Annotated in this window: 23 protein-coding genes and 1 pseudogene; 14 read left to right on the forward strand and 10 right to left on the reverse strand. The window is 71.8% G+C overall.

What is annotated here, in order from left to right:
• The 3 genes and pseudogenes from VFZ39_RS13065 to VFZ39_RS13075 form a co-directional block, all read right to left on the reverse strand.
• Window positions 1–187 (reverse strand): annotated as a pseudogene (locus VFZ39_RS13065) (low molecular weight phosphotyrosine protein phosphatase); the annotation flags it as partial.
• Between the two features lie 11 nt (window positions 188–198).
• Window positions 199–573 (reverse strand): phage holin family protein, encoded by a 375-nt coding sequence (locus tag VFZ39_RS13070; protein ID WP_330866205.1) that lies wholly within the window; start codon window positions 571–573, stop codon window positions 199–201.
• A gap of 31 nt (window positions 574–604) precedes the next feature.
• On the reverse strand, window positions 605–1,300 hold the full coding sequence (locus VFZ39_RS13075; protein WP_330866206.1) for a GntR family transcriptional regulator: 696 nt from the start codon (window positions 1,298–1,300) through the stop codon (window positions 605–607).
• Window positions 1,301–1,415: 115 nt separating this feature from the next.
• Here VFZ39_RS13075 and VFZ39_RS13080 point away from each other — a divergent pair, with 115 nt between their 5' ends.
• From VFZ39_RS13080 to hisC, 3 genes are read left to right on the forward strand one after another with little or no spacing between them, the layout of a single operon-like run.
• Entirely contained in the window at window positions 1,416–2,321 is a 906-nt protein-coding gene (locus VFZ39_RS13080) for a dimethylarginine dimethylaminohydrolase family protein (protein ID WP_330866207.1), read from the forward strand.
• Between the two features lie 51 nt (window positions 2,322–2,372).
• Window positions 2,373–2,930, forward strand: coding sequence for a VanZ family protein (locus VFZ39_RS13085; RefSeq protein WP_330866208.1), 558 nt, complete (start codon window positions 2,373–2,375; stop codon window positions 2,928–2,930).
• Window positions 2,931–2,944: 14 nt separating this feature from the next.
• On the forward strand, window positions 2,945–4,021 hold the full coding sequence (hisC, locus tag VFZ39_RS13090; protein ID WP_330866209.1) for a histidinol-phosphate transaminase: 1,077 nt from the start codon (window positions 2,945–2,947) through the stop codon (window positions 4,019–4,021).
• Window positions 4,022–4,131: 110 nt separating this feature from the next.
• Here hisC and VFZ39_RS13095 read toward each other — a convergent pair whose 3' ends face one another.
• Window positions 4,132–5,037 (reverse strand): cation diffusion facilitator family transporter, encoded by a 906-nt coding sequence (locus tag VFZ39_RS13095; RefSeq protein ID WP_414690291.1) that lies wholly within the window; start codon window positions 5,035–5,037, stop codon window positions 4,132–4,134.
• A gap of 3 nt (window positions 5,038–5,040) precedes the next feature.
• Window positions 5,041–5,391 (reverse strand): metalloregulator ArsR/SmtB family transcription factor, encoded by a 351-nt coding sequence (locus VFZ39_RS13100; protein ID WP_330866210.1) that lies wholly within the window; start codon window positions 5,389–5,391, stop codon window positions 5,041–5,043.
• Window positions 5,392–5,426: 35 nt separating this feature from the next.
• On the opposite strand from VFZ39_RS13100, the gene VFZ39_RS13105 reads away from it, so the two are divergent.
• The 5 genes from VFZ39_RS13105 to VFZ39_RS13125 all read left to right on the forward strand — a co-directional run bounded on the left by VFZ39_RS13105 (window position 5,427) and on the right by VFZ39_RS13125 (window position 11,412).
• Window positions 5,427–5,981 (forward strand): AMP-binding protein, encoded by a 555-nt coding sequence (locus VFZ39_RS13105; protein ID WP_330866211.1) that lies wholly within the window; start codon window positions 5,427–5,429, stop codon window positions 5,979–5,981.
• A 170-nt stretch (window positions 5,982–6,151) separates the two neighbouring features.
• Window positions 6,152–7,306 (forward strand): pyruvate dehydrogenase (acetyl-transferring) E1 component subunit alpha, encoded by a 1,155-nt coding sequence (gene pdhA / locus VFZ39_RS13110; RefSeq protein WP_414690292.1) that lies wholly within the window; start codon window positions 6,152–6,154, stop codon window positions 7,304–7,306.
• Window positions 7,303–8,286 (forward strand): alpha-ketoacid dehydrogenase subunit beta, encoded by a 984-nt coding sequence (locus VFZ39_RS13115; RefSeq protein WP_330866212.1) that lies wholly within the window; start codon window positions 7,303–7,305, stop codon window positions 8,284–8,286. The genes pdhA and VFZ39_RS13115 overlap by 4 nt, the downstream gene beginning before the upstream one ends.
• 64 nt (window positions 8,287–8,350) lie before the next feature.
• Window positions 8,351–9,805: a dihydrolipoamide acetyltransferase family protein gene (locus VFZ39_RS13120; RefSeq protein ID WP_330866213.1), complete on the forward strand. Its 1,455-nt coding sequence runs from the start codon at window positions 8,351–8,353 to the stop codon at window positions 9,803–9,805.
• 290 nt (window positions 9,806–10,095) lie between these two features.
• On the forward strand, window positions 10,096–11,412 hold the full coding sequence (locus VFZ39_RS13125; RefSeq protein WP_330866214.1) for a serine/threonine-protein kinase: 1,317 nt from the start codon (window positions 10,096–10,098) through the stop codon (window positions 11,410–11,412).
• A 25-nt stretch (window positions 11,413–11,437) separates the two neighbouring features.
• Here VFZ39_RS13125 and VFZ39_RS13130 read toward each other — a convergent pair whose 3' ends face one another.
• Entirely contained in the window at window positions 11,438–12,883 is a 1,446-nt protein-coding gene (locus VFZ39_RS13130) for a M1 family metallopeptidase (protein ID WP_330866215.1), read from the reverse strand.
• 2 nt (window positions 12,884–12,885) lie between these two features.
• On the reverse strand, window positions 12,886–13,443 hold the full coding sequence (locus VFZ39_RS13135) for an RNA polymerase sigma factor (RefSeq protein WP_330866216.1): 558 nt from the start codon (window positions 13,441–13,443) through the stop codon (window positions 12,886–12,888).
• A gap of 50 nt (window positions 13,444–13,493) precedes the next feature.
• Between VFZ39_RS13135 and VFZ39_RS13140 the strand changes: the two genes are divergently transcribed.
• Window positions 13,494–14,972 (forward strand): serine/threonine-protein kinase, encoded by a 1,479-nt coding sequence (locus VFZ39_RS13140; RefSeq protein ID WP_330866217.1) that lies wholly within the window; start codon window positions 13,494–13,496, stop codon window positions 14,970–14,972.
• A 12-nt stretch (window positions 14,973–14,984) separates the two neighbouring features.
• Here the strand turns inward: VFZ39_RS13140 and VFZ39_RS13145 are convergent, their stop codons facing one another.
• A complete protein-coding gene (locus tag VFZ39_RS13145; RefSeq protein ID WP_330866218.1) occupies window positions 14,985–15,671 on the reverse strand; it encodes a hypothetical protein in 687 nt (228 codons plus the stop codon).
• Between the two features lie 36 nt (window positions 15,672–15,707).
• Between VFZ39_RS13145 and paaN the strand changes: the two genes are divergently transcribed.
• From paaN to VFZ39_RS13160, 3 genes are all read left to right on the forward strand, one after another.
• Entirely contained in the window at window positions 15,708–17,375 is a 1,668-nt protein-coding gene (paaN, locus tag VFZ39_RS13150; RefSeq protein WP_330866219.1) for a phenylacetic acid degradation protein PaaN, read from the forward strand.
• 280 nt (window positions 17,376–17,655) lie between these two features.
• On the forward strand, window positions 17,656–19,140 hold the full coding sequence (locus VFZ39_RS13155) for an amidohydrolase (protein ID WP_330866220.1): 1,485 nt from the start codon (window positions 17,656–17,658) through the stop codon (window positions 19,138–19,140).
• Window positions 19,141–19,178: 38 nt separating this feature from the next.
• Window positions 19,179–19,991 (forward strand): DUF72 domain-containing protein, encoded by an 813-nt coding sequence (locus VFZ39_RS13160; RefSeq protein WP_330866221.1) that lies wholly within the window; start codon window positions 19,179–19,181, stop codon window positions 19,989–19,991.
• Between the two features lie 28 nt (window positions 19,992–20,019).
• Here the strand turns inward: VFZ39_RS13160 and VFZ39_RS13165 are convergent, their stop codons facing one another.
• Together VFZ39_RS13165 and VFZ39_RS13170 are read right to left on the reverse strand one after the other, a co-directional pair.
• On the reverse strand, window positions 20,020–20,640 hold the full coding sequence (locus tag VFZ39_RS13165; RefSeq protein ID WP_330866222.1) for a hypothetical protein: 621 nt from the start codon (window positions 20,638–20,640) through the stop codon (window positions 20,020–20,022).
• Window positions 20,641–20,694: 54 nt separating this feature from the next.
• Window positions 20,695–21,837 carry a helix-turn-helix domain-containing protein gene (locus tag VFZ39_RS13170; RefSeq protein ID WP_330866223.1) on the reverse strand — a complete coding sequence of 381 codons (1,143 nt, stop codon included), beginning with the start codon at window positions 21,835–21,837 and terminating at the stop codon, window positions 20,695–20,697.
• Between the two features lie 101 nt (window positions 21,838–21,938).
• On the opposite strand from VFZ39_RS13170, the gene VFZ39_RS13175 reads away from it, so the two are divergent.
• Both VFZ39_RS13175 and VFZ39_RS13180 read left to right on the forward strand, forming a co-directional pair.
• A complete protein-coding gene (locus VFZ39_RS13175) occupies window positions 21,939–22,625 on the forward strand; it encodes a DNA alkylation repair protein (RefSeq protein ID WP_330866224.1) in 687 nt (228 codons plus the stop codon).
• 88 nt (window positions 22,626–22,713) lie between these two features.
• Window positions 22,714–23,805, forward strand: coding sequence for a ferredoxin reductase (locus VFZ39_RS13180; RefSeq protein WP_330866225.1), 1,092 nt, complete (start codon window positions 22,714–22,716; stop codon window positions 23,803–23,805).
• Window positions 23,806–23,813: the final 8 nt, after the last annotated feature.

Raw genomic sequence — 23,813 nt, forward strand, 5'->3', positions numbered from 1 at the left:
CGTCCATCGGCTCGCCCTCGTGCCAGCCCCCGGTGCCGGAGCTGGTCACCTCGACGACGTCGTCCAGGCCCGCCTCGGCCAGCCTCGCCTCCAGCACGACGTGAGCCATCGGCGAGCGGCAGATGTTGCCCAGGCAGACGATGGCGATCCGGTAGCGGCCCGGGGTGCGGGGCGGCGGCAGCGTCACCGGTCCGGCCCTCAGTCGTGGACCACGGTGGCGACCGCCCAGTTCACGATCGTGATGACCAGGGCGCCGAGCAGCGCGGACCAGAAGAAGTCGTCCACCACGAAGCCGAGGTCGAACTGCTCGGCCAGCCAGCTGGTCAGCAGCAGCATCAGAGCGTTGATGACCCAGAGGAAGAGGCCGAGCGTCAAGATGATGAAGGGGATCGAGAGGATCGTCACGACCGGCTTCACGAGGCTGGACACGATCCCGAGGATCACCCCGACCGCGAGCCAGGTGGGCCAGTTCTCCTCCAGCCCACCGGGGTCGGTGAAGTCGATGCCGGGCACGATCCAGGCCGCGACGGCGACCGCGAGGGTGTTGGTGACCAGCCAGATGAGCAGTCTCATGCGCCCACCCTAGTGACGAGTCGGGGGTCGCTCATCCAGGAAGAGCGAGCCGCTCGAGGATCGCTACCTCGGCGCCGGCGAGGTGCCGCTCGAGCTCCGCGACCGTCGCCTCGACGTCGCCGCTCTCCAGCAGCCGGACGAGCAGCGTGTGGGAGCCCGCCTGGTCGGGGGCGTTCTGGCGGGCCCGGTCCACCTGTGCGAGCGCGAGCCGCAGCTCGGCGTACAACGTCTCCGCCATCGCCTGCAGCCGGGGTGATCCCGCCAGGCCGACCAGGGAGAGGTGGAAGGCGAGGTGCCGCTCGTTGAGGGTCTGGTACGACGCACCCCCACCGGACGTGCCCGCCGCCGCGGCGAACTCCGCCAACGCGTCGCGGACCGCCTGACGCGACGGCTCGGGTGCGTCGTTCCAGCTGCGGACGCCCGCGATCTCGAGCACGAAGCGCGCCCGACAGACGTCGTGGATCGACTCCGGGTCGGGAGTGGTGACCGAGACTCCTCGGTTCGGCTCGCGTGTGAGGAGGCCCTCGGCGACCAGCGCCCCGAGCGCCTCTCGGACGGTCGGCCGGCTGACCTGGAGCGATCCGGCCAACGCCACCTCGCGCAGCGGGGTGCCCGACTCGAGCTCACCCTCGAAGATCGCGCGCCGCAGCTCCTCGGCGACCCGGTCCACGGTCGAGGAGTGCTCCAGGTGGAGGGAGGCGAACGGGTCTGCGGGGGAGGCGTTCATCGTGCGTCCCATCCTCACCTACCGGGTTGCGTGGTCTCGACCCCCGCGCGCTAGACTGGCTATGTCAGATTGTCTGACAATCAGACATCATGGTGATTTCGAGGGAGGCAAGCCAGTGACCGAGCAGCTCGCGTGGGGCAGGACGTACGTCGTCGTCCGACCCGACCACTTCCGGGTCGACTACCAGATCAACCCGTTCATGGACCCCGCCGTGCAGCCGGACGCCTCCCTCGCCCGCGCGCAATGGGAGTCGCTGGTCGGCACCATCGAGCGGCTCGGCGGCACCGTCCACGTCGTCGACCAGCGGCCCGACGCGCCGGACATGGTCTACGCGATGAACCTCGGGCTCGCGGTCGAGCGGCCCGACGGGGCACGGCACGTCGTCCTGTCGCACATGCGCCATCCCGAGCGCCGGATGGAGACCGACTCGGCGCGCGCGTTCTTCCAGGCGCAGGGCTGGAGCACGTCGTACGTCGGGCGGGACGGTGTCGGCGCGCACTTCGAGGCCGGCGACGGCTTCGCCTTCCGCGGTGACCTGGTCGTCGGCTACGACCCGCGCACCGAGGAGCTCGGCCTCAAGCACCTCGCCACCGAGCTGAACACGCGGGTCCGGGGGTTCCGGATCACCCACCCGGGCATGTACCACCTCGACCTCGCGTTCTGTCCTCTCGACGACACCCGGGCTCTGATCTGCCCGGACGCGTTCGACGCTGCGTCGGCGGCCGCGCTCCTCGACCACGTGCCCGACCCGATCGTGCTGACCGAGGAGGAGGCCTTGACGACGTTCGCGGCCAACTCGATCGTCGTACCGTCAGCCACCGGCGCTGGCACGGTCGTGATGCCGGCCTGCCCCGACCGGGTGCGCGCGGAGCTCGAGTCCGCCGGCCTCGACGTGGTCGTGCTCGACCTGTCGGAGTTCCACAAGGGCGGCGGATCGATCCGTTGCCTCACCAACCCGGTCGACGTCCGGCTCGGTCGGGACCTCACCCACGTCCCCGGCGGCGAGGTCATCCTTCCCTGACTCGGCGGGAACGGGGGCCGGGACCATGGGTCGGCCACTACTGTCGCGGCCGTGGACGAGTGGTTCGGCGGCACGCAGAGCATGGTCGCGGGCGCGTTGGCGACCGGCATCGGGTTCGCCGTGCTCGCAGCGGTGCTCCGGCGACGGCTCGGCTGGCTCGGCGCGCTGGCGTGGTGCGGATTCGCCTGGTGGCTGGTCGTGATCGCGCTGGTGACGCTGGTGCCCCTCTACGGCATCGACCTCGCGGTGCCCGCCGAGACCCGGTCCGACACCTGCTCGCTCGACTACGGCGGCCCCGCGCCGGAGGGGTTCTGGATCTTCTCGGGCGGCCAGCGGCTCCTGAACACCGCGCTGTTCGTGCCCGCCGGCGCGCTGCTCGTGCTCGCGACCGCTCGTTGGCGGATCGGGTGGGTGATGGCGCCCCTCGGGCTGCTCGGCCTGGCGGCGTACTCCCTCGCGATCGAGCTCGTGCAGCTCGAGCTGGCCCGGATCGACCGGGCGTGCGACATCACCGACTTCGTCGACAACGTCGTCGGCGCGGTGATCGGCTTCGCGGCCGGGGTGGTGCTGGCTGCAGCCCTCCGGCCGTGGCGTGCCCGCACCGCCTGACTAGCCTGACCGTCATGCCCGACCAGCGCCCGCAGCCGCGTCCGAACGTCGCCTCCATCCCGTCGTACGTCGCCGGGAAGCCCTCGGTGCCGCGGGAGGGGATGACGGTGTACAAGCTGTCCTCCAACGAGAACCCCTACCCGCCGCTGCCCGGCGTGCTCGCGGCAGCGACCGAGGCGGCCGCTCGGATGAACCGGTACCCCGACATGGGCAACGCCGACCTGTACGGCGCGCTCTCGGACAAGCTCCAGGTCCCCGCAGAGCAGCTGGCCCTGGCGACCGGCTCGGTCGCGCTGATCTACCAGCTGGTGCAGGCGTTCTGCGATCCCGGTGATGAGGTCGTATACGCCTGGCGGTCCTTCGAGGCCTACCCCATCGCCGTCACCGCCGCGGCCGCCACCTCGGTCCGGATCCCGGTGACCGCCGACGGCCGGCACGACCTCGACGCCATGGCGGAGGCGATCACCGACCGCACCAAGGTGGTCCTGGTCTGCACGCCGAACAACCCCACCGGTCCGGCGGTCACGCAGGCCGAGCTCGACGCCTTCCTGGCGAAGGTGCCACCCCACGTCCTCGTCGTCGTCGACGAGGCGTACGTCGAGTTCGTGCGGATGCCCGACCCGGTCGACGGACTCGCGACGTACCGGTCGCACGAGAACGTGCTGGTCACCCGCACCTTCTCCAAGGCGTACGGGCTCGCCGGCTTCCGGGTCGGGTACGCCGTCGGACCTGCCGAGATCGCAGGTGCCCTGCGTGCGGTGTCACTGCCGTTCGGCGTCTCGAGCGTCGCGCAGGCCGCGGCCGTGGCCTCGCTCGCCTCCGAGGACGCGTTGCTGGAGCGGGTCGACGCGCTGGTCGCCGAGCGCGACCGGGTCGTCTCCGGACTGCGCGACGTGGGCATGGCCGTGCCGGAGCCGCAGGGCAACTTCGTCTGGTTCGGAGCCGGTGAACGAACCACCGAGCTGGCGTCCGCCGGTGACGAGCTGGGCATCGTGGTGCGACCGTTCGCCGGCGAAGGTGCTCGGGTGACGATCGGCGAGCCTGAGGCGAACGACCGGATCGTCGAGCTCGCGCGCCGCTTCACCTCCTGACCTGCGTCTACTACGTCGTCCACGACGACATCCACCCGGCCGGCGTCGTGCCGAAGGGACCCGACCCCGCTGTGTGGCTCACTCCGCACGGCCGCGGGTGAGCCGCACGCCTACCAGGACAGCTCGCGACAGCTCCGCGCGTCCGACTCCACCTGCAGCGTGGCGTGCTCGACGCCGAAGTCCTCGCGCAGCGCGGCCGCCGCGTCTCGCAGCACCTGGTCAGTGTCGCCGGTGGCGACCAGGTGGGCGGTGGCGACGTGCATCCCGGACGTGAGCGTCCACAGGTGGAGGTCGTGGATCGTCTGCACGCCGGGTACGGCGCACAGCGCGGACTCGACGTCGGCCGGTTCCATGCCGGCGGGGGCGTGCTGGCCGAGCACGGTGAGAACCTCGCGGCCGAGCCAGACGGCTCGGACCGCGACGAAACCGGCGATGCCCGCGGCCACCGCGGTGTCCCACCAGCTGTCGCCGGTGGCCGCCACCAGCAGCCCGGCGACGATCACGCCCACGGAGCCGACCGTGTCGGCGACCACCTCGAGGTAGGCGCCCTTCACGTTGAGGCTCTCACCCGCGCCGCCGCGCAGCAGCGCGAGCGCGACCAGGTTGACCAGCAGGCCGAGCCCGCCGACCACGAGCAGCGGCCCGCTCGCCACCGAAGCCGGCTCGCCGATCCGTCCGAGACCGATCCGACGCAGCGCCTCGACGCCGACGTACACCGCCGCGCCGAGCATCAGCAGTACCGTCAGACCGGAGGCGAAGACCTCGGCACGGTAGGAGCCGAACGTCCGGCGACCGGTGGTGTCCGCACGGGTGGCGATCCGGGTCGCGGCGAGGGCCGCGCCCAGCGCGACCACGTCGGCCGCCATGTGGCCGGCGTCCGACAGCAGCGCGAGCGACCCGGCCAGGAGGCCGACGACCAGCTCGACGACGAAGAACGACCCGACCAGCCCGAAGGCGAGCGCCAGCCGCCAGCGGTGTCGCCCGCCGGCGTGGCCGTGACCGTGGTCGGCGCCCACGATTCAGTGCCTCCCGTCGTGGGCCGCGGCCGCGCCGCCGGTCGCGGCGAGCAGCCGCGCGGCCTCGGCGAGGAGCGCCTCGACCCGGTCCGGATCGGTCAGCGAGTAGTGCGACGAGCGACCCTGCGCCCGGCTCGTGACCAGGCCGCAGTCGCGCAGACAGGCGAGGTGCTGGGAGACCGTCGACTGGGCGAGCCCGAGGTGCGTCACCAGGTCCACGACGCGGTGCTCGCCCAGGAAGAGGTGCTCGAGGATGGCAAGACGCGAGGGTTCCGAGAGCGCGTGGAAGAGCGCCGCGGTCCCGACCGGGCTGGTCGCCGCCGACTCGTCGGCGGTCGCCGCTGTCATCGCCATATGCCGATGATACGCCGCCTGGCAGGCTGGCGCCCATGGTTCCCACGTGTTTCGAGGCCCTCGACACGCACGTGATCGGCGGAGCGGCCGATCGGGTCGCGCTCACCGGAGCCGGCCAGACCTGGACCTATGCGCGGCTGCTCGAGGAGGTGGCGGCGTTCGGAGGCGTGCTGCGCCACTGCGGCGTGACGGCGGGGGACCGGGTGCTGGTCGCGCTGCCCGCGGTTCCGGAGGCGGTCGTGACCGTGCTGGCCTGCGCCCGGATCGGCGCGACCCACGCGCTCGTCGACCCAGCGACGCTCGTGCCGGACGAACCGGTGAAGGTGCTGGTCACGGCGAGCTCCGAGACCTACGTCGCCGAGCGGCTGGAGACGGCCGATCGGGTGCCGGACGTGGTTCTGGTGAAACAGCGTGCCGACACGCCGTGGCCGCTGGTCGAGGGTCGCGACTACGACTGGGACGTCGTGATGCGGGCCGGTCGCACCGACCCGGCCCCCTGTCTGGAGGGCGCGACCGTCACGCCGTACGACGAGCCGACCGCAGCGTGGGTGCAGCCGCTCGTGGCCGGGGCAACGCTGGACCTCGGCTGAATCGGGCGTCGGCCGGCACCGGTTGGACCGTTCGATTGGCGAGCCATCGGGGCGCGCCGGTACGTTTGACCGCACCACGTTGTGGTCCCCGTCACAAGCGGACGCCACGACGACCCAGTGCGGCCACCGCGGAGACCCCGTGAGCGCCGGTGACTGAAAAGGAGTGCAGGTTGACCAACCCTGGATTCGGCCCCGACCTGGCAGAGGTCTTCGGACCGTCCCAGAGCGACGGCGGCCCCGAGCTCGTGCAGCTGCTGACGCCCGAGGGCGAGCGCGTGCACCATCCGGAGTTCGACCGGGACTTCACCGCCGACGAGCTGCGCGGCTTCTACCGCGACATGGTGCTCACCCGGCGGATCGACACCGAGGCCACCGCCCTGCAGCGCCACGGCGAGCTCGGCATCTGGGCCCAGCTGCTCGGCCAGGAAGCCGCACAGATCGGCGCCGGCCGCGCCCTCAAGCCGCAGGACTTCGTCTTCCCCACCTACCGCGAGCACGGCGTCGCCTACTGCAAGGGCATCGACCCGCTGAAGCTCCTCGGCCTCTTCCGCGGCATCGACCACGGCTCGTGGGACCCCGCCGAGTTCAACTTCGGCCTCTACACGATCGTGATCGGCGCCCAGGCGCTCCACGCCACCGGCTACGCGATGGGCGTCCAGCGCGACGGAGCCGTCGGCACCGGCGACCCCGAGCGCGACACCGCCGTGATCGCCCACTTCGGCGACGGCGCCTCGAGCCAGGGCGACGTCAACGAGGCGTTCATCTTCGCCGCCTCCTACAACGCCCCGGTCGTGTTCTTCTGCCAGAACAACCAGTGGGCGATCTCCGAGCCGATCGAGCGCCAGTCCCGGATCCCGCTCTACCAGCGCGCGCTGGGCTTCGGGTTCCCGGGCGTCCGGGTGGACGGCAACGACGTGCTCGCGACGTACGCCGTGACGCAGGCCGCGCTGCAGCGGGCCCGCGACGGCCAGGGCCCGACGTTCGTCGAGGCCTACACGTACCGGATGGGAGCGCACACGACGACCGACGACCCGACGCGCTACCGGCTCAACGACGACGTCGAGAACTGGAAGCTCAAGGACCCGATCGCCCGGCTCGAGGTGTACTTGCGCCGCAACGGGCTGGTGGACGACGTGTTCATCGACGAGGTCAAGAACGAGGCCGACGACCTCGGCCACCACCTGCGCGAGGGCTGCAAGGCGCTGCCGGACCCGCAGCCGCTCGACATGTTCGACCACGTCTACTCCGAGGAGACCGAGGAGATTCGCGCCCAGCGCGAGGGCTTCGCGGCCTACCTCGAGTCGTTCGAGGGGGCTCACTCATGACGACGCAGAAGGTGACGCTCGCCAAGGGTCTCAACATGGGACTGCGCAAGGCGATGGAGGACGACCCCAAGGTCCTGATCATGGGTGAGGACGTCGGCAAGCTCGGCGGCGTCTTCCGGATCACCGACGGCCTGCAGAAGGACTTCGGTGAGGACCGGGTGATCGACAGCCCGCTGGCCGAGTCCGGCATCGTCGGCACCGCGGTGGGCATGGCCATGCGCGGCTACCGACCCGTGGTCGAGATCCAGTTCGACGGGTTCGTCTACCCGGCGTACGACCAGATCGTCTGCCAGGTCGCGAAGATGCAGTACCGCTCCAAGGGCCACTACAAGATGCCGATGGTCATCCGGATCCCGTTCGGCGGCGGCATCGGTGCCGTCGAGCACCACTCCGAGAGCCCGGAGGCGCAGTTCGCGCACACGCCCGGCCTCAAGGTGGTCGCCTGCTCCAACCCGATCGACGGCTACTGGATGATCCAGCAGGCGATCGCCTGCGACGACCCGGTGATCTTCCTCGAGCCGAAGCGGCAGTACCACGCCGACAAGGCCGAGCTCGACGAGACTGCCACGCCCGATCCGCTGTTCGAGAGCCGGGTCGTGCGGCAGGGCACGGACGTCACGGTGCTGGCCTACGGCCCGACGGTGAAGACTGCGCTCTCCGCCGCCGAGGCGGCTGCAGGCGAGGGGAGGAGCCTCGAGGTGATCGACCTCCGCACGCTCTCACCGCTCGACATGGGCCCGGTGTTCGAGTCGGTACGTCGCACCGGCCGCGCGGTGATCACGCACGAGGCGCACGTGAACCTCGGCATGGGCGCCGAGGTCGCCGCCCGGATCACCGAGAAGTGCTTCTATTCGCTGGAGGCGCCGGTGCTGCGGGTCGGCGGGTTCGACACGCCCTACCCCGCGTCACGGATCGAGGAGGACTACCTTCCCGACCTCGATCGCGTCCTCGACGCCGTCGACCGCACCCTCGACTACTGAGCGCCGGTGGTTGAGGTGCGAGCGAAGCGAGCCTCGAAACCCCCGGCGACCCTGAGAGGAAACCATGGCTGAGTTCTTGCTGCCCGACGTCGGTGAAGGCCTCACCGAAGCGGAGATCGTCTCCTGGAAGGTCAAGGAGGGAGACACAGTCAAGATCAACGAGATCATCTGCGAGATCGAGACCGCGAAGTCGATCGTCGAGCTGCCCTCGCCGTTCGCGGGCACCGTCCAGAAGCTGATGGTGCCCGAGGGCGAGACGGTGGCGGTCGGTACGCCGATCATCGCGATCGGCGACGGCGCGGCCCCCGAGCAGCCGGCGGCTCCCGTCGCGGCTCCGGCGCCCGCCGAGGCCGATCTCGAGATCGACCTGTCCAACCCGGCCGCCAGCGGCGGCGGCGAGGGGGAGAGCCTGGTCGGCCGCAACAAGGCAGACCGCGGCCCGGTCCGACGTGCCCGCAAGGGATCGGCGTCGCCGACGACCGAGGCTGGCGCCAGCACGCAGCTGCAGGTGCAGGGAGCCTTCGCCCCCGGTGGTGCTCAGTCCGCCCCGGTCCACGAGGCCGACGAGCCGGCCGTTCCGGCCGCGCCCGCCCGGCCGCACGACGCGCCGCTCGACCCGGCGGAGGCCCGGGCGCTGGCCAAGCCACCGGTCCGCAAGCTCGCCAAGGACCTCGGGGTCGACCTGGCCACGCTCACCGGCTCGGGCCGCGACGGGGTGATCACTCGCGGTGACGTCGAGGCCGCTGCGCCCGGCAGCGCCGGGGGTTTCGAGGCTCGCTCCGCTCGCACCTCAACCACCGGCGGTGAGGCGCGGGAGACCCGCGAGCCGATCAAGGGTGTCCGCAAGATGATGGCGCAGGCCATGAGCGAGTCCGCGTTCACCAGTCCCCACGTCACCGAGTGGATCACCGTCGACGCGACCCGGACCATGGAGTTCGTGGAGCGGCTCAAGGCCCGCCGCGAGTTCCGCGACGTGAAGGTCAGCCCGCTGCTCGTCCTCTCCCGGGCGGTGATCCTCGCGATGAGGCGGACCCCGGAGATCAACTCCTACTGGGACGAGGCCGCCCAGGAGGTCGTCTACAAGTCCTACGTCAACCTGGGGATCGCGGCGGCGACACCGCGCGGCCTGGTCGTCCCGAACGTCAAGGAGGCGCAGGACCACTCGCTGCTCGAGCTGGCCACCGCCCTCAACTCCCTCACGGCAACCGCGCGCGAGGGCAAGACGCAGCCCGCGGAGATGAGTGGCGGCACGTTCACGATCACCAACGTCGGCGTCTTCGGCGTCGACGCGGGTACGCCGATCATCAACCCCGGCGAGTCTGCGATCTTGTGCTTCGGTACGGTCCGCAAGCAGCCCTGGGTGGTGACCGAGAACGGCGAGGAGCGGATCGTGCCCCGGCAGATCACGACCCTCGCGCTGTCCTTCGACCACCGGCACATCGACGGCGAGAAGGGCTCGCGCTTCCTGGCCGACGTAGCCGGGATCATCGAGGACCCCGCGTCCGCGCTGCTCTTCTGACCGTTCCCCGAGTGCGCATAGTCCGAACGGGCTATGCGCCGGTGCCCGGCTGTGTCTGGTGGGGGCCGCAGCGCCGCGACTACTTTCACGTGCGGGAGGAATCGTCGGCACGGCCTCATAGGGGGATCCGGGGACGAGCAGAGTGGCTGGCAGCAAGCACCTGCGAGGCCCTGGTGGCCGGGCCGGGGGGCCCTCCTGAGCGCCAGGCCCCGATGCCGGACCCCCTGCCGGCCCGGGGATGGCCGCTGCCGGGGGTGTGAAACCCCGGCGCCGGGGGTAGGACTCCGGCCGTGAGCGCTGCGGACGAGCGCCCCTCGGAGGGCGCCGTGATCGGGCCCTACCGCGTCCTGCGTGAGATCGGCAGAGGCGGCATGGGGGTCGTCTACGAGGCTGCTGACGACGCGCTCGACCGGACGGTCGCCCTCAAGATCATCTCGCCCGATCTCGCGGCGGATCCCGACTTCCGGGCGCGGTTCGTCCACGAGGCTCGGGCCCAGGCGGCACTCGACTCCCCGCACGTCGTGCACGTCTACGCGCACGGCGAGGTCGACGGCCGGCTCTACCTCGCGACCCAGCTGGTCCCCGACGGAGACCTCGGAGCGATGCTCCGACGGTTCGGTGCGCCCCCTCCGCCGGTCGCGCTCGACCTGATGACGCAGGTCGCCTCGGGACTGGCCGACGCCCACGCCGCGGGGATGGTCCACCGCGACCTCAAGCCGGCCAACATCCTGCTGCGCCGCCGCGACAGCAGCATGGCGGCCTACCTCGCCGACTTCGGGATCGCCCGGCAGCTCCGGGCCGACGACATCGAGGACCCGCGGACCGGCACGGTCGGCACCCCGTCGTACATGGCGCCGGAGCTGCACACCGGGGGTGAGGCCGGCGTCGCCACCGACATCTACTCGCTGGGCTGTCTGCTGTGGGCGACCCTGAGCGGCCACGCGCCGTACCGGGGCGGGACCCCCGACGACGTCATCAGCGCCCACACCGAGCAGCCGGTCCCGCAGCTGCCGGGGGGCTCGCCGCTCGCGACCGAGGTGAACCGGATCCTGCGCACCGCGATGGCCAAGGACCCGGCCGACCGGTACAGGTCCGCGGCGGCGCTGCGAGACGACCTCCTGCGTGCTCGCACGCTCTCGCCGACCCCGCTGCCGACCACGCCGCGCGTACGCCGGTCCCCGCTCCCGATCGCGGTCGCCGTCGCCGCCGCGGTGCTGGTCGTGGGTGCCGTCGTCCTGGGCGTCACCCTCGACGAGGACCCGCCCGCCCGCGCGGTCGATCGCCCGACCGGGTCGCCGACGCCCTCCCTCCCTGACGCCAGCGACACCGGTCCGGCCCCGGTTGGGCCGAGCGGTCCGCTCAGCGCAGCGGACGCCCGTACCGCGGCGCGCAGTCTGACCGAGGCGCTGCGTGGCCAGGGGCTCCTCACCGAGGAGCAGGCAACGTGCACGGCCGAGCAGTGGATCGAGGAGGCCGGCCTCGAGCAGATGGTGCAAGACGGGCTGTTCGACGAGCAGCTGCAGTTCGTCGACGTCCCCGCCGAGCGGATGTCGGCCGACACGCGTTCGGCAGCGGCCTCCGCGACCCTGACGTGCGCCACGAGCTGAGGCCGGCGCACTCGATGCCACGTTGTCAGGGTGTCCGCGGCTGCTTCTCTCCCAGCAGGTGCCGACGGAACACTGGGCCGAGGTCGACGCCTGAGTGCCTCGACCACCAGGCCGTGATGTCGTCGTAGCCGGCGTTGTCGTTGTCGTGGGAGGCCGGCCACCAGCGTGCCAGCCGGAAGAACTCGGCGTCGCCGAGCCGCTGCCTGACGTCGTGCCACATCACGCCGGGCAGGAAGTACACGTTGCGCTCGGCGAACGCGTCCGGGTCGTAGTCGCGCGGCGGGCCGACCTCGGCGCGCATCGCTGAGCCACCGGCGGACCACTCGGAGATCCGAGCTGCGAGGGCTTGGCCGCCGTTCTCGGACTCGTAGACCGCCTGGAGGTACATCGCCATGCCCTCGCTCATCCACAGGTCGCGCCAGTCGCGCGGCGTCACCTGGTCGCCCCACCAGTGGTGCACCACCTCGTGCACCAGCACCGGTGCCGACATCGCGTAGGGGTGGATGCCGAGCGTGATCATGGTCTGGGTCTCCATGCCGCTGGTGGCGTCGACGAACAGGAACCCGAGCGTGTCGAACGGGTACGGGCCCAGCCGCTCCTCCACCCAGTCCACCGCGCGCACCGCGTCGTCGGTCAGCTTCTCGAGCCCCCCGATCTCCTCCGGCGGCACCCACACCGTGATCGGGACGCCGCTCGCCGCGGTGGCCTCCTGGGTGCGGAAGATCCCGAACGCCACCGTGACGAGGTACGACGACGCCGGCTCGGCGAGGTGCCACCGCGTGACCTCCTGCTCGCCCCGGTTCGTGCGCGACGTCAGCTCGCCGTTGGCGACGCCGACCATCGGACCGGGAACCCGAAGCGTGAAGTCGTAGAGCGCCTTGTCGGAGGGGTGGTCGTTGACGGCGTACCACGTGTAGGCGCCGAAGGGCTCCTGCATCGTCCAGGTCTCGCCGTCGGCCATCGTGGTCCAGCCGACCTCGGCGAGGTCCTGCCGGGTGGTCGGCGCGGGGACGGGCACCGGCGAACCGGAGTAGTCGACCTGCACCTCGTACCGCGCGTCCCGCTCGACGTCCACCGTGACGACCAGGTCCTTGCCGTCCTGCTCGTGCTCGGCGACCTCGCCGTCGACCCGCACCTCGGAGACCGACAACGACGGCTCGAGGTCGAGCTGGAACTCGTCGTCGTCCTCGGTGGAGCGGAAGGTGAGCCGTTCCCGCCCGGTGAGCAGCCGGGCGTCGGGGTCCCATGTCAGGTCGAGGCCGTAGTGGAGCGCGTCGACACCCGGGTCGCCGACGTCGGGGTAGAGGGCGTCCTCGACCGGATCGCTGAGGGCGGCCTTCATCGAGCCCTGGGGTGCCGGCGCGGTGCCGCCCGGCCGGTCGGCCGCGGCCTCGCATCCGGTCAGGAACGCGAGCGTCGCGACGACCAGCGGCCCCGCGACCGCGCGCTGCATCGGCAGGACCGTGGCCACGGTCAGTCGCTCGCGCGGAGCAGCGGCCGCACGAGCTTGCGGCCGTGGTGGATCTGCGCCTTCACCGTGCCGAGCGGTGCGTCGACCAGTCGCGCGATCTCGTCGTACGGCAAGCCGTAGACGTCGCGCAGCAGCAGCGGCTCGACGAACTGGGGGTGGTCGCGCTCCAACGTCTCCATCGCCTCCAGCAGGTCGAGCCGGGTTCCGGCGATCACGCTGGTGGTGCGCGGGTCCGGCTTCTCCGTCGGCGCGGCGTCGCTCGCGATCGCCTGGTTCTTCAGCCGTCGGTAGGTCGAGCGCGAGGAGTTCACCGCCACGGCGTGCATCCAGGTGGTGAACCGGCCGCGTCCGTGCCATGAACCCAGCTTGTTGGCGATGTTGATCAGGGCTTCCTGGCAGGCGTCCTCGGCGTCCGAGGAGTACGGCAGCACACCCCGGCAGACGTTGAGGGCACGCGGTCTCACCGCGCCCAGCAGCGCCTCGAGCGCGTCCCGGTCGCCGGTCTGCGCTCGGCGGGCGAGGTCGTCGATCTCGTCCGGGGTGGTGGCGTCCCAGCCCATGCGATGCATCCTTCCCCCGTCCGACTGACGCCCATGACGATAATGCCTACGTGTCCATACCCTCTCGGATCGGTCGGTACGTCGTGCGGCGGCGGATCGGCTCCGGTGGCTTCGCCACCGTGTGGCTCGCCTACGACGAACAGCTGGACTCGCCGGTCGCGGTGAAGGTGCTGGCCGAGAACTGGACCGAGGAGCACCACGTCCGGCAGCGGTTCCTGGAGGAGGGGCGGTTCCTCCGCAAGGTCGAGTCGCCGCACGTGGTGACCGTCTACGACGCCGGCGAGCTCGACGACGGTCGCCCCTACCTCGTGATGTCGTACGACGACCAGGGCACGCTTGCCGACCGGCTGGAGATCGAGGGACTGACGCCCGCCCAGGCTCTGGAGGTCGTCCGGCAGATCGGGCTCGGGCTGACCGCCCTGCACGAGCGAGGCGTGCTGCACCGCGACGTCAAGCCTGCCAACGTGCTCTTCCGGACCGTGGACTCCCGCCCCGACGGAGGGTCCCCGGTGCGCGCGATGCTCGCCGACCTCGGCCTCGGCAAGGCGCTCGACGTCTCCTCACGGCTGACGATGATCGCCGGCACGCCGTCGTTCGTGGCGCCCGAGCAGGCACAGGGCGAGCCGCTCGACGCCCGCGCCGACCAGTACGCGCTGGCCGCCCTGACCCACCTGATGCTGACCGGCAAGCCGCCGTTCCAGCACGCCTCGCTGGCGGCGGCCGCGGCACCCGGCCCACCGCCGGCGTTGTCGAGCCCCGGCCGCGAGTTCCCGGACGCGGCCGACGCCGTCGTACGCCGTGCGCTCGACCCCGACCGCGAGGGGCGCTGGCCCGACATCAGGACCTACGTCGATGCGCTCGACGACTCGCTCGGTCCCGGAGGCGACGGCTCGATGCCGGAGCCGTGGCTGCCGCTCGACCCGAACCTGACCCAGCCGGGTCCGCGGCCGACGGCGCTGCCGTCCGGCGACCCGTTGCCGGACCCGAGGCCTCCTCGCCGCAGCCGTCAGCGGCGGATGCTGGCCGCCGCCGCGGCCGTGCTGGTGCTCGCGGGCGGCGCGGTCGCCGGCTACCTCGTGAACCGGCAGACCGATGGGATGGTCGAGGTCTCGGATGCGACCGGCCAGCTCTCGGTGCGGGTGCCGTCGTCCTGGACGTCGGCCATCCGCACCGGCCAGTGGACCCCGCCCGACCAGGAGCAGTCGCAACCCTCGCTCTCCGCGGGCACCGAGGCGGGCTGGAGCAGCGGCGAGGGTCGCGGCGAGGGTGTCTTCGTGGGTGTCGTCGCAGGAGAGGACCTGCCCGAGGAGCTGCCGGGCCACCCTGCGTGCCAGAACGTCCTGGAGCCCTACCCGGACCGCGAGGACGGTGACCCGACGCTCACGCGGGTCGCCACGGAGTGTCCTGGGGTGGTCGTGGAGCGGGTGCGGAAGGTCGCGGACAACCTCTACATCTGGATCCAGGTCCGCGCGGCCGACCGACCCACCGCCACCAACGTGCTCGACCGGGTCGACGTGTTCGGGTTCTGACGCGCAGCCGGCTCAGCCTGAAACCGGAGGAGTGGCCAGGCTGCCGGGTCGCCTGTCGTGCGGCTGCTGCCGGAACACCTCGGTCGCCAGCTTCGCCACGAGCGCGTCGAGGCCGAGCTCGTCGATCAGACGTCCGGTGGCGGAGATCTCCACGTCGATGCCGTTGCCGTCGAAGCTGACCCAGCGAGTGACCTGGAAACGGCGGTAGCCGTTGAGGATGAACTCCGCGCGCAGCGTGTCGACCCCCTGGTCGAGGATCCTGAGGTCGGAGATCCGCGGGTCGCCGGGGAGGGAGGCCGCACGCTCGGCGACGGCCTGGGCCAGGGAACGCTGCATGTCGACCACCTGCGCCCTCACCGAGTAGCTCCCGGGCGGGTCGCCCGGCGGCGTCCACCGTGCCTCGCCCTCTCGCAGGTCGGTTCGCTCCCACCCGTTGGGGACCGGCACGACCACACCACCCTGGCCGGGCACGCCGAGCTTCTCGTCGTGGGCGGTCAGCTGCTGCGAGAGCGGCGGCAGGTCGGAGTCCGGGCTGGTGACCTCCGGCGGCGTGTACGGGACCGCGGGATCCTGCGCGGCCGGTTGCTCGGGGACCGCCTGGGAGGCCGTGGGCTCGCCGCTCACCTCGGCCCACGCCCAGCCGGCCGTGCCGCCCAGCAGGGCGAGCAACAGCAGCAACCCGAGACCACGTGCACCCACGGGAGGACACGGTAGTCGCTGTGATTGGCTGACCCCATGAGCACCGATCTGCTGTCCCGGCACCGCGACCGGCTCGATGCCGCGGTGGCCGCCTGCGCTTCCCGCGAGTTCTTCTCGGCCTTCGACGAGTCCCCTTCTCCGCGCGTGTACGGCGAGCAGGCAGCGGCCGAGGGCAAGGCGGCGTACGAGGCCTTGCTGGACCGCAGCTTCCCGCTGGAGACGCCCGGTTCCGACGGCACCGTGGCGACCGAACGCTCACCGTTCGGCATCGATCTCGGCGTCCGTTACCCGCAGGTGCGGCCCGACGGCGTCGACGCGCTGATGTCCGCGGCCCGGGCCGGGATGAAGGCGTGGCGTGACGCCGGGCCGGAAGGTCGGACGGGTGTGTGCCTGGAGATCCTGGACCGGTTGCACGGCCGGGTGTTCGAGCTCGCCAACGCGGTGCAGCACACCAGCGGCCAGGCGTTCGTGATGGCGTTCCAGGCCGGTGGCGCCCACGCTCTCGACCGGGCGCTGGAGGCGATCGCCTACGCCTGGACCGAGATGACGCGCACGCCGCGCACGGCCCGCTGGGAGAAGCCGGGCAAGGTGCCACTGACGATGGAGAAGACGTTCACCGTCGTCCCACGCGGGGTGGCGCTCGTGATCGGCTGCAACACCTTCCCGACCTGGAACTCTTGGCCCGGCCTCTTCGCCTCGCTCGTCACGGGCAACCCGGTCGTCGTGAAGCCGCACCCTGCAGCGGTGCTGCCGCTCGCGATCACGGTGCAGGCGTGCCAGGAGGTTCTCGCCGAGGCCGGCTTCGACCCGAACCTCGTGACGCTCGCGGCCGAGGACCCCGCGGACCGGCTCGCCGCGGTGCTCGCCGTCCGGCCGGAGGTGCGGCTGATCGACTTCACCGGCGGCAACGCGTTCGGTGACTGGCTGGAGGAGAACGCACGACAGGCGGTCGTCTTCGCCGAGAAGGCCGGCGTCAACACCGTCGTCATCGACTCGACCGACGACTTCAAGGCGATGTGCCAGAACCTGGCCTTCTCGTTTGCCCTGTACACCGGCCAGATGTGCACGGCCCCGCAGAACGTCTACCTGCCGGGTGCGGGGGTCCCGACCGAGGGCGGCGTGAAGTCGCCGGCGGAGGTCGCCGAGGGGATCGGTGCGTCCCTGGAGAGGCTGCTCGGCGACGACGCCCGAGCGGTCGAGCTGCTCGGCGGGGTCGTCAACCAGGGCGTCCTCGAGCGGCTCGACGCCGCCGGGTCGCACGGCGACGTGCTCGTCGCCTCGCGGCCGGTCGCCCACCCGGCGTACCCCGACGCGACCGTGCGCACCCCCACCCTGATCGGCCTCACGGCCGCCGACCGTGACGTCTACGAGGCCGAGTGCTTCGGGCCGGTGGCCTACCTGATCCAGACCTCCGGGTCCGAGGAGTCGATCGACCTGTTCCGCGACACTGTGCAGCGGCACGGTGCGATGACGGCCTCGGTCTACTCGACCTCCACCGACGTGGTGGCCGCGATGCGCGAGGCCGCGCTCGACGCCGGTGTAGCGCTGTCCGAGAACCTGCTCGGCGGGGTCTTCGTGAACCAGTCGGCGGCCTACTCCGACTTCCACGGCACCGGCGCGAACCCGGCCGCCAACGCGTCCTTCACCGACGGCGCCTACGTGTCCCCCCGGTTCCGGGTGGTGCAGTCGCGGCGTCATGTCTAACCGCGACCCGTCACTTCTGCAGGCTTGAAACGCCGTGAGCCGTCACTTCTGCAGGTTTGAAACGGCGTGAGCCGTCACTTCTGCGGGTCGTGGGCGGATCCGAACCTGCACAACTGACGGCTCGGCGCTGTGGGAACCTGCACAACTGACGGCTCGGCGCTGTGGGAACCTGCACAAGTGACGGCTCGGCGCTGCTGGAACCTGCACAACTGACGGGTCGGCGGTCGTGCGGCTCGCCCCCACCGCTGCGCTCTCCTCGAGGGGCTCATACGGTGTCGCCATGTCGGACTTCCTGCTCCGGGACGCCCGCCTGGTCGACCTCGACGGCGGTGGTACGGCGGACCGGCCGGTCGACGTGCGGATCGTCGAGGGCATCGTGGCGGAGGTGGCTCCGCGGTTGCCGGCGGAGGGACTCCCGGAGGTGGCCGCCGACGGCCGCTGGCTGATGCCTGGCCTGTGGGACCAGCACGTCCACCTCACCCAGTGGAGCCTGACCGCGGCGCGGCTCGACCTCGCCCGGGCTCGGTCTGCGGAGCAGGCGGTGACCGCGGTCAGGGAGCGGCTGGCAGCCTGGCCGGACCTGCCGGTGATCGGCTGGGGGCACCGGCCGACGGACTGGCCGGAGGAGCCGTTGGTCTCGATGCTCGACGCGATCGACACCGATCAGCCGATCGTGCTGATCGCGGGCGATGGTCACCACGGATGGCTCAACTCGGTCGCGTTGATGACCTTCGCGCTGCCGAGCCGGGAGGGAGTGGTGTCCGAGCGGGAATGGTTCGCGGCGTACGCGCGGCTGGCCACGTTGCCCGGCGACGCCGGGACCGGACCCGATGCGATCCTGCGCACCCAGGAGCAGGCGGCCGCGCTGGGGGTCGTCGGCGTCACCGACCTCGAGTTCTCGGGCGGTCCCGACGCCTGGATCGACCGGTGGGGCGCGGGCGCCGGCCTGCTCCGGGTCCGCGCCGCGACGTACGCCGACGGCCTCGATGCCGTGATCGAGCGAGGCCTCCGCACAGGGGACCCGTTGCCCGGCTGCGACGACCGGGCACGGATGGGCCCGCTCAAGATCATCAGCGACGGCTCGTTGAACACCCGCACCGCCTGGTGCTGCGACCCCTACGCGGGCCCTGCCCCCCTCGGCTTCCCGCAGGGTCAGCCCAACCAGACTCCCGAGGAGCTGCGGCACCTGCTGCGCCGAGCCGCCGATCACGGGCTCGACGTCGCCGTCCACGCGATCGGCGACCGGGCGGTGAGTGAGGCGCTCGACGCGATCGCTGACACCGGTGCCCGCGGAAGTATCGAGCACGCACAGCTGGTCCGGCGTGACGACGTCCGCCGGATGGCCGAGCTCGGGGTGACCGCCAGCGTGCAGCCGGCCCACCTCGTCGACGACCGCGACGCCACCGACCGGCTGTGGCCCGGGCGGGGCGAGCGTTGCTTCGCGTTCCGCTGGATGCTCGACGACGGCGTCACCCTGGCGCTCGGTTCCGACGCCCCCGTGGCGGCGCTCGACCCGTGGCTGGCGGTCGCGGCCGCGGTCCACCGCACGGTCGACGGCCGCGAGCCGTGGTACGTCGAGCAGGCGATCACGCTGCGAGAGGCGCTGTCCGCCTCGACCGACGGCCGCGGCACGGTCGGCACCGGTCACCCCGCGGACCTGGTGCTGCTCGACGACGACCCGCTCGGCAGCTGGGCCGGTCGGCTCCCCGCCCCGGCTGTCGCCGCCACCTGGGTCGGCGGCCGACTGGTCCACGGCGACCTGTGAAGGGACATGCCGACCCGCGGCCCGGGGTACGCCGGCACATGGGGAGCATCCGGGTGGGCGTCTCCGGGTGGAGCTATGACGGCTGGCGCGGGGACTTCTATCCCGCCGACCTGCCGCGACGTCGGTGGTTGTCCTACGTCGCGGAGCGGATGTCGTCGGTCGAGCTGAACGGCTCGTTCTACTCGTTGCAGCGGCCCTCGACGTACCAGACGATCGTCGACCAGACGCCCGACCGGTTCCCGGTGGCTGTCAAGGGTGGGCGCTTCGTGACGCACATGAAGCGGTTGCGCGACGTCGACGTGCCGCTCGCCAACTTCTTCGCGTCAGGCGTGCTGCTGCTCGGCGACCGGCTCGGCCCCGTGCTGTGGCAGCTGCCGGCGAACCTGCCCTTCGACGAAGCGGTGCTGGCATCCTTCCTGGACCTCCTTCCGCGGGACCACCAGGCGGCGGCGGCGCTCGCTGCCCGCCACGACGACAAGCTGGCCGCCGACCGGGCGGTGACGACGGCGAACACGAACGGCGCGATCCGGCACGTGCTCGAACCGCGCCACCCGTCCTTCGGGTCACCCGAGGCCCTCGCGCTGCTGCGTGAGCACGACGTCGCCCTGGTCGCCTCCGACAGCCCGGGCGACTGGCCCTGCTTCGACGAGGACACGACCGACCTGCGGTACGTCCGGCTGCACGGTCACACCGAGCTCTACGCCAGTGGCTACGCGCCGGCGAGCCTCGACCGCTGGGCGCGACGTCTGCGGCAGTGGGCAGGGGCCGGTCAGGACTGCTTCGTCTACTTCGACAACGACGCCCGCGGTCGCGCACCCCATGACGCCGTCGCCCTGCTCGACCGGCTCTGAGGCAACCTCACTGTGAGGTCGAGCAGTGTCAGCGGAGGAGGAGGACCACGCCGACGACTCCCGTGTAGAGATGAGCCCAGAAGGGCGGGTTGAACGGCCCCGCAAACCTGGTCGCCACCAGACCTGTGGCGAAGGCGACTCCCCACCCGACGCCGGTCCAGCCGAGCCACGTCGGCAAGGCACCCGAGACGAGTACGGCGATCCCGAGCACGGCGGACGCGACGTACGCAGCGAGCATGTGGACGCAGTACAGCGCTCCGGCCCAGCGATCGTGAGCGGCGAATCCGTCAGGTACGCCCCCGACGGCGACGGTCTGCTCTGCCGCCCACGGAACCACCGTGAGGCGGAAGGCCAGCGACGCTATCCAGCAGACGCCGCCGGCCACGTACACCGCTGCCGCCATGGCTGCGAGAGAGGTGGCCGTGGGATCCTCCAGGATCACCGTCAGACCTGCCAACCCTGCAGGGGTCACGAGCATGGCGGCGACCATCCAGACGTGGATCCAGGCCCAGCGTCGGCGGTCCTTGTGGATGACTGGCAGCGACTCTTGCAGCGGGCGCTGGTAGTCCAACCGCCACGCGGCCGCGCCCACCAGGAAGATCCCGAGCCCGGCGACGAGGACGCCGCCGACCAGCTCAGAGCCCTCCACGCGGACATTCTGCCAGCCTCGGGCGTTTGAGGAGGGCCTCGGCGGAAGGCTGCGTCACGCCAGGGCGAGCGTGAGCGCGAGCACCGTGTCCGGGTCGTCGAGCCGGTCGCCGTACAGGTCGCGCAGCTGTCCCATCCGGTAGCGCACGGTCTGCGGGTGGATGAACAGCTCGGCCGCGACGTCCTCACGCCGGCCCTGGTGGAGCAGCCACGACCGCAGCGTCGCCTCCAGCTTCTCGGCGGTGGCCGGGCGCAGCTTCTTGAGTGGAGCGAGCGCGTCGGCGCGCAGGTCTGCCAGCGCCTCGGGGTCGGCGCTGACCACGAGCGACGCGAGGTGACGCTCGGTGTCGACCGGCGCTGGAGTCCCCCGCAGCGCGAGCCCCCGCACCGCCCGGGCGTACGACCCGCGAGCCTCGCGCCACTGACGTGCCGGCCCGACCACGGCGTGCCGGTCCGCGAGCAGCTTCAGCAGGCGCGCCCGGGACCGACCTCCCATGTCGGGGACCAGCACCACGGCCAGTCCCTCGGGGAGGCTGTGCTCGCTGGCGGTCAACGCCCGCCCCGACACCAGGCCGAGCACCGGCCGCACCTGTGCCTCGGGCAGCAGCACCGCGGTCAGCGTCCGCGGTGGGCTCCAGTCCGCCCGCTCGGCCGCCGCGGTGAGCGCGTCGGGCGCGTCGCCGCGCAGCAGCGCGCCGGCCAGCAGGTCGAGGTAGCGCTCGCGGACCCGTCCGGTGGTCTGCAGCTCGTCGGTATGGCCGGCCACCGACGCTGCCGACAGCTCGTCGATGTAGGCGAAGACCAGCTCGGCGAACGACGCGATGGTGACGGCCGGCACCCCCGCTGCGACGGCCGAGGCGGACAGCTCGCGCCACGCGACCCTCGCTCCGACCCGGTACGCCGCCAGCAGGGCGTCGGCCGACCTCCCGGCCCTCGCCTCGCCACGGCCGAGGGCGTAGGCGCCCTCCAACGTGGGGGAGAGCGGCGTCCCGGGGTCACCGGTGCGGCCGGCGACGCGCAGGAAGCCGCCGAGCGCCATCTGGACGGCCTGCTCGATCGTCGCAGCGAGCTGGTCGCCGAGGCCCTCGCCGTACGCCGGGACCTCGTTGCGGACCGCGGCCACCGTGTGCTCGGCCACGTCCGGGAGGGTGCCGCGCAGCAGCTCGATGAGGTCCCTGTCCAGGGAGGAGGTCGGCATCGACATTCCTTGTCACCGGTGGATAAATTCAGCGTTCGGACGCGCCTCCTCGAGGCGCCACCTTGATGGTACTGCCCAATCTTCGGCGGTAGCCTCGTCCGGTGCCCGGCCTCGACCTGCCCGCCCTGCGGCGAGAGCTCGCCGCGGCGGGTGATGCCGATCGGGCTGCCGGCCAGCAGCGCTACATGAAGTCAGCGCTCCCGTACTACGGACTCACCGCACCCGAGCTGAGGCTGCTGCTCCGAGCGCACCTCGGGGCCTACGCCCCAGGCTCGCGCGAGGAGTGGGAGCACGACGTGCGCACCCTGTGGGACGAGGTGACCCACCGCGAGGAGTGGTACGCCGCGATCGCGATCGCCCGACACCGGGCAGCCCGGTCCTGGCAGGACCCGGCAGCGCTCGACCTCTACCGGCACCTGATCGTCACCGGCGCCTGGTGGGACGTGGTCGACGAGATCGCAAGCCATCTGGTCGGCGGCGTGCTGGCCTCGCACCGCGTGCAGGTCACTCCCGTCCTGCGGCGGTGGGCGGTCGACAACGACCTCTGGCTGCGTCGCACCGCTGTGCTCAGCCAGCTCCGCCACGGCGAGGAGACGGACCTCGGGCTGCTGACGTTCGCGATCGACCAGAACCTGACCGACGGGTCCTTCTGGCTGCGCAAGGCGATCGGCTGGGCGCTGCGCCAGCACGCACGCACCGCGCCCGGTTGGGTACGGGAGTTCGTGTCCGCCCGCGAGGAGCTGCTCTCACCTCTCTCGCAACGGGAGGCACTCAAGCACCTCCGGTGAAAGGTTCTGTCATGCACGAACAAAATCAGCGGCTCGATTCACGTCTGACGACCATGTATTCATCCTCAAGCTCAGACACACTGGGGACATGACATTGTTGCGGACTCGCGTGCGCCGGCTCGCGGAGGCGGCCACCACGCCGCTGGTGCCCGCAGACTTCTTCGACCTGTTCGCCCCGCTGCGCCGGGGAGCCGAGCTCCGCGGCCGGATCGAGCAGGTACGAGCAGAGACCAAGGACGCGGCGACGCTGGTGATCCGCCCCGGCGCGGACTGGGCGGGCCACGTGCCGGGACAGTACGTGCGGATCGGGATCGACGTCGACGGAGTCCGTCAGTGGCGTGCGTACTCGCTCACGCACGGCCCGCTGGCCGACGGCCGGATCTCGATCACGGTGAAGGCGGTCCCCGACGGGCTGGTGAGCCATCACCTGGTGCACCGCACCCACCCCGGCACGCTGGTCCACCTCGAGCAGGCGGCCGGTGACTTCGTGCTGCCGCCCTCCGGTGGCCGGTTCCTCTTCGTCACCGCCGGTTCCGGGATCACGCCGGTGATCGGCATGTTGCGCAACCTGTTCCCCTCCACCGACGAGGGCGTTCTCCGGCCGACCCGGAGCGCGCGGCACGACGTCGTCGTCGTCCACGTCGCCCCTAGCCGGCCCGACTCGATCTTCATCCGCGACCTGGAGGCGCTCGACCGCGCCGGTGCGATCCGGCTCGTGTCCCGGTACGACGACGTGCACGGTGTCCTCGACATCGACGAGCTCCCAGCGCTGGTTCCCGACCTGGTCGAGCGGCGCACGCTCGCCTGCGGTCCGGCCGGCCTGCTCGACGCGCTCCAGGGGTTCCTCGACGGCAAGGGCCTGGAGCTGCTCACCGAGCAGTTCCGGACCGCCCGGGTCGAGCCCGGCGAGGGGGGCACCGTCTCGTTCGCCGACGGCCGGAGTGTCACCGCCGACGGCTCGACCCCCATCCTCGACGCGGCCGAGGACGCCGGCGTCCTCATGCCGAGCGGGTGCCGGATGGGCATCTGCTACGGCTGCGTGCTGCCGATGACCGAGGGCAGCGTCCGCGACCTCCGCAACGGCGAGATCACCACCGCCGTACCGGGGGAGAGCGGCGCCATCAAGATCCAGACCTGCATCCACGCTGCCGCCGGCGCGTGCCAGCTCGACCATTCCTGACCCGACTC

The sequence above is a fragment of the Nocardioides sp. genome (genome assembly GCF_036374615.1).
Classification (GTDB): domain Bacteria; phylum Actinomycetota; class Actinomycetes; order Propionibacteriales; family Nocardioidaceae; genus Nocardioides.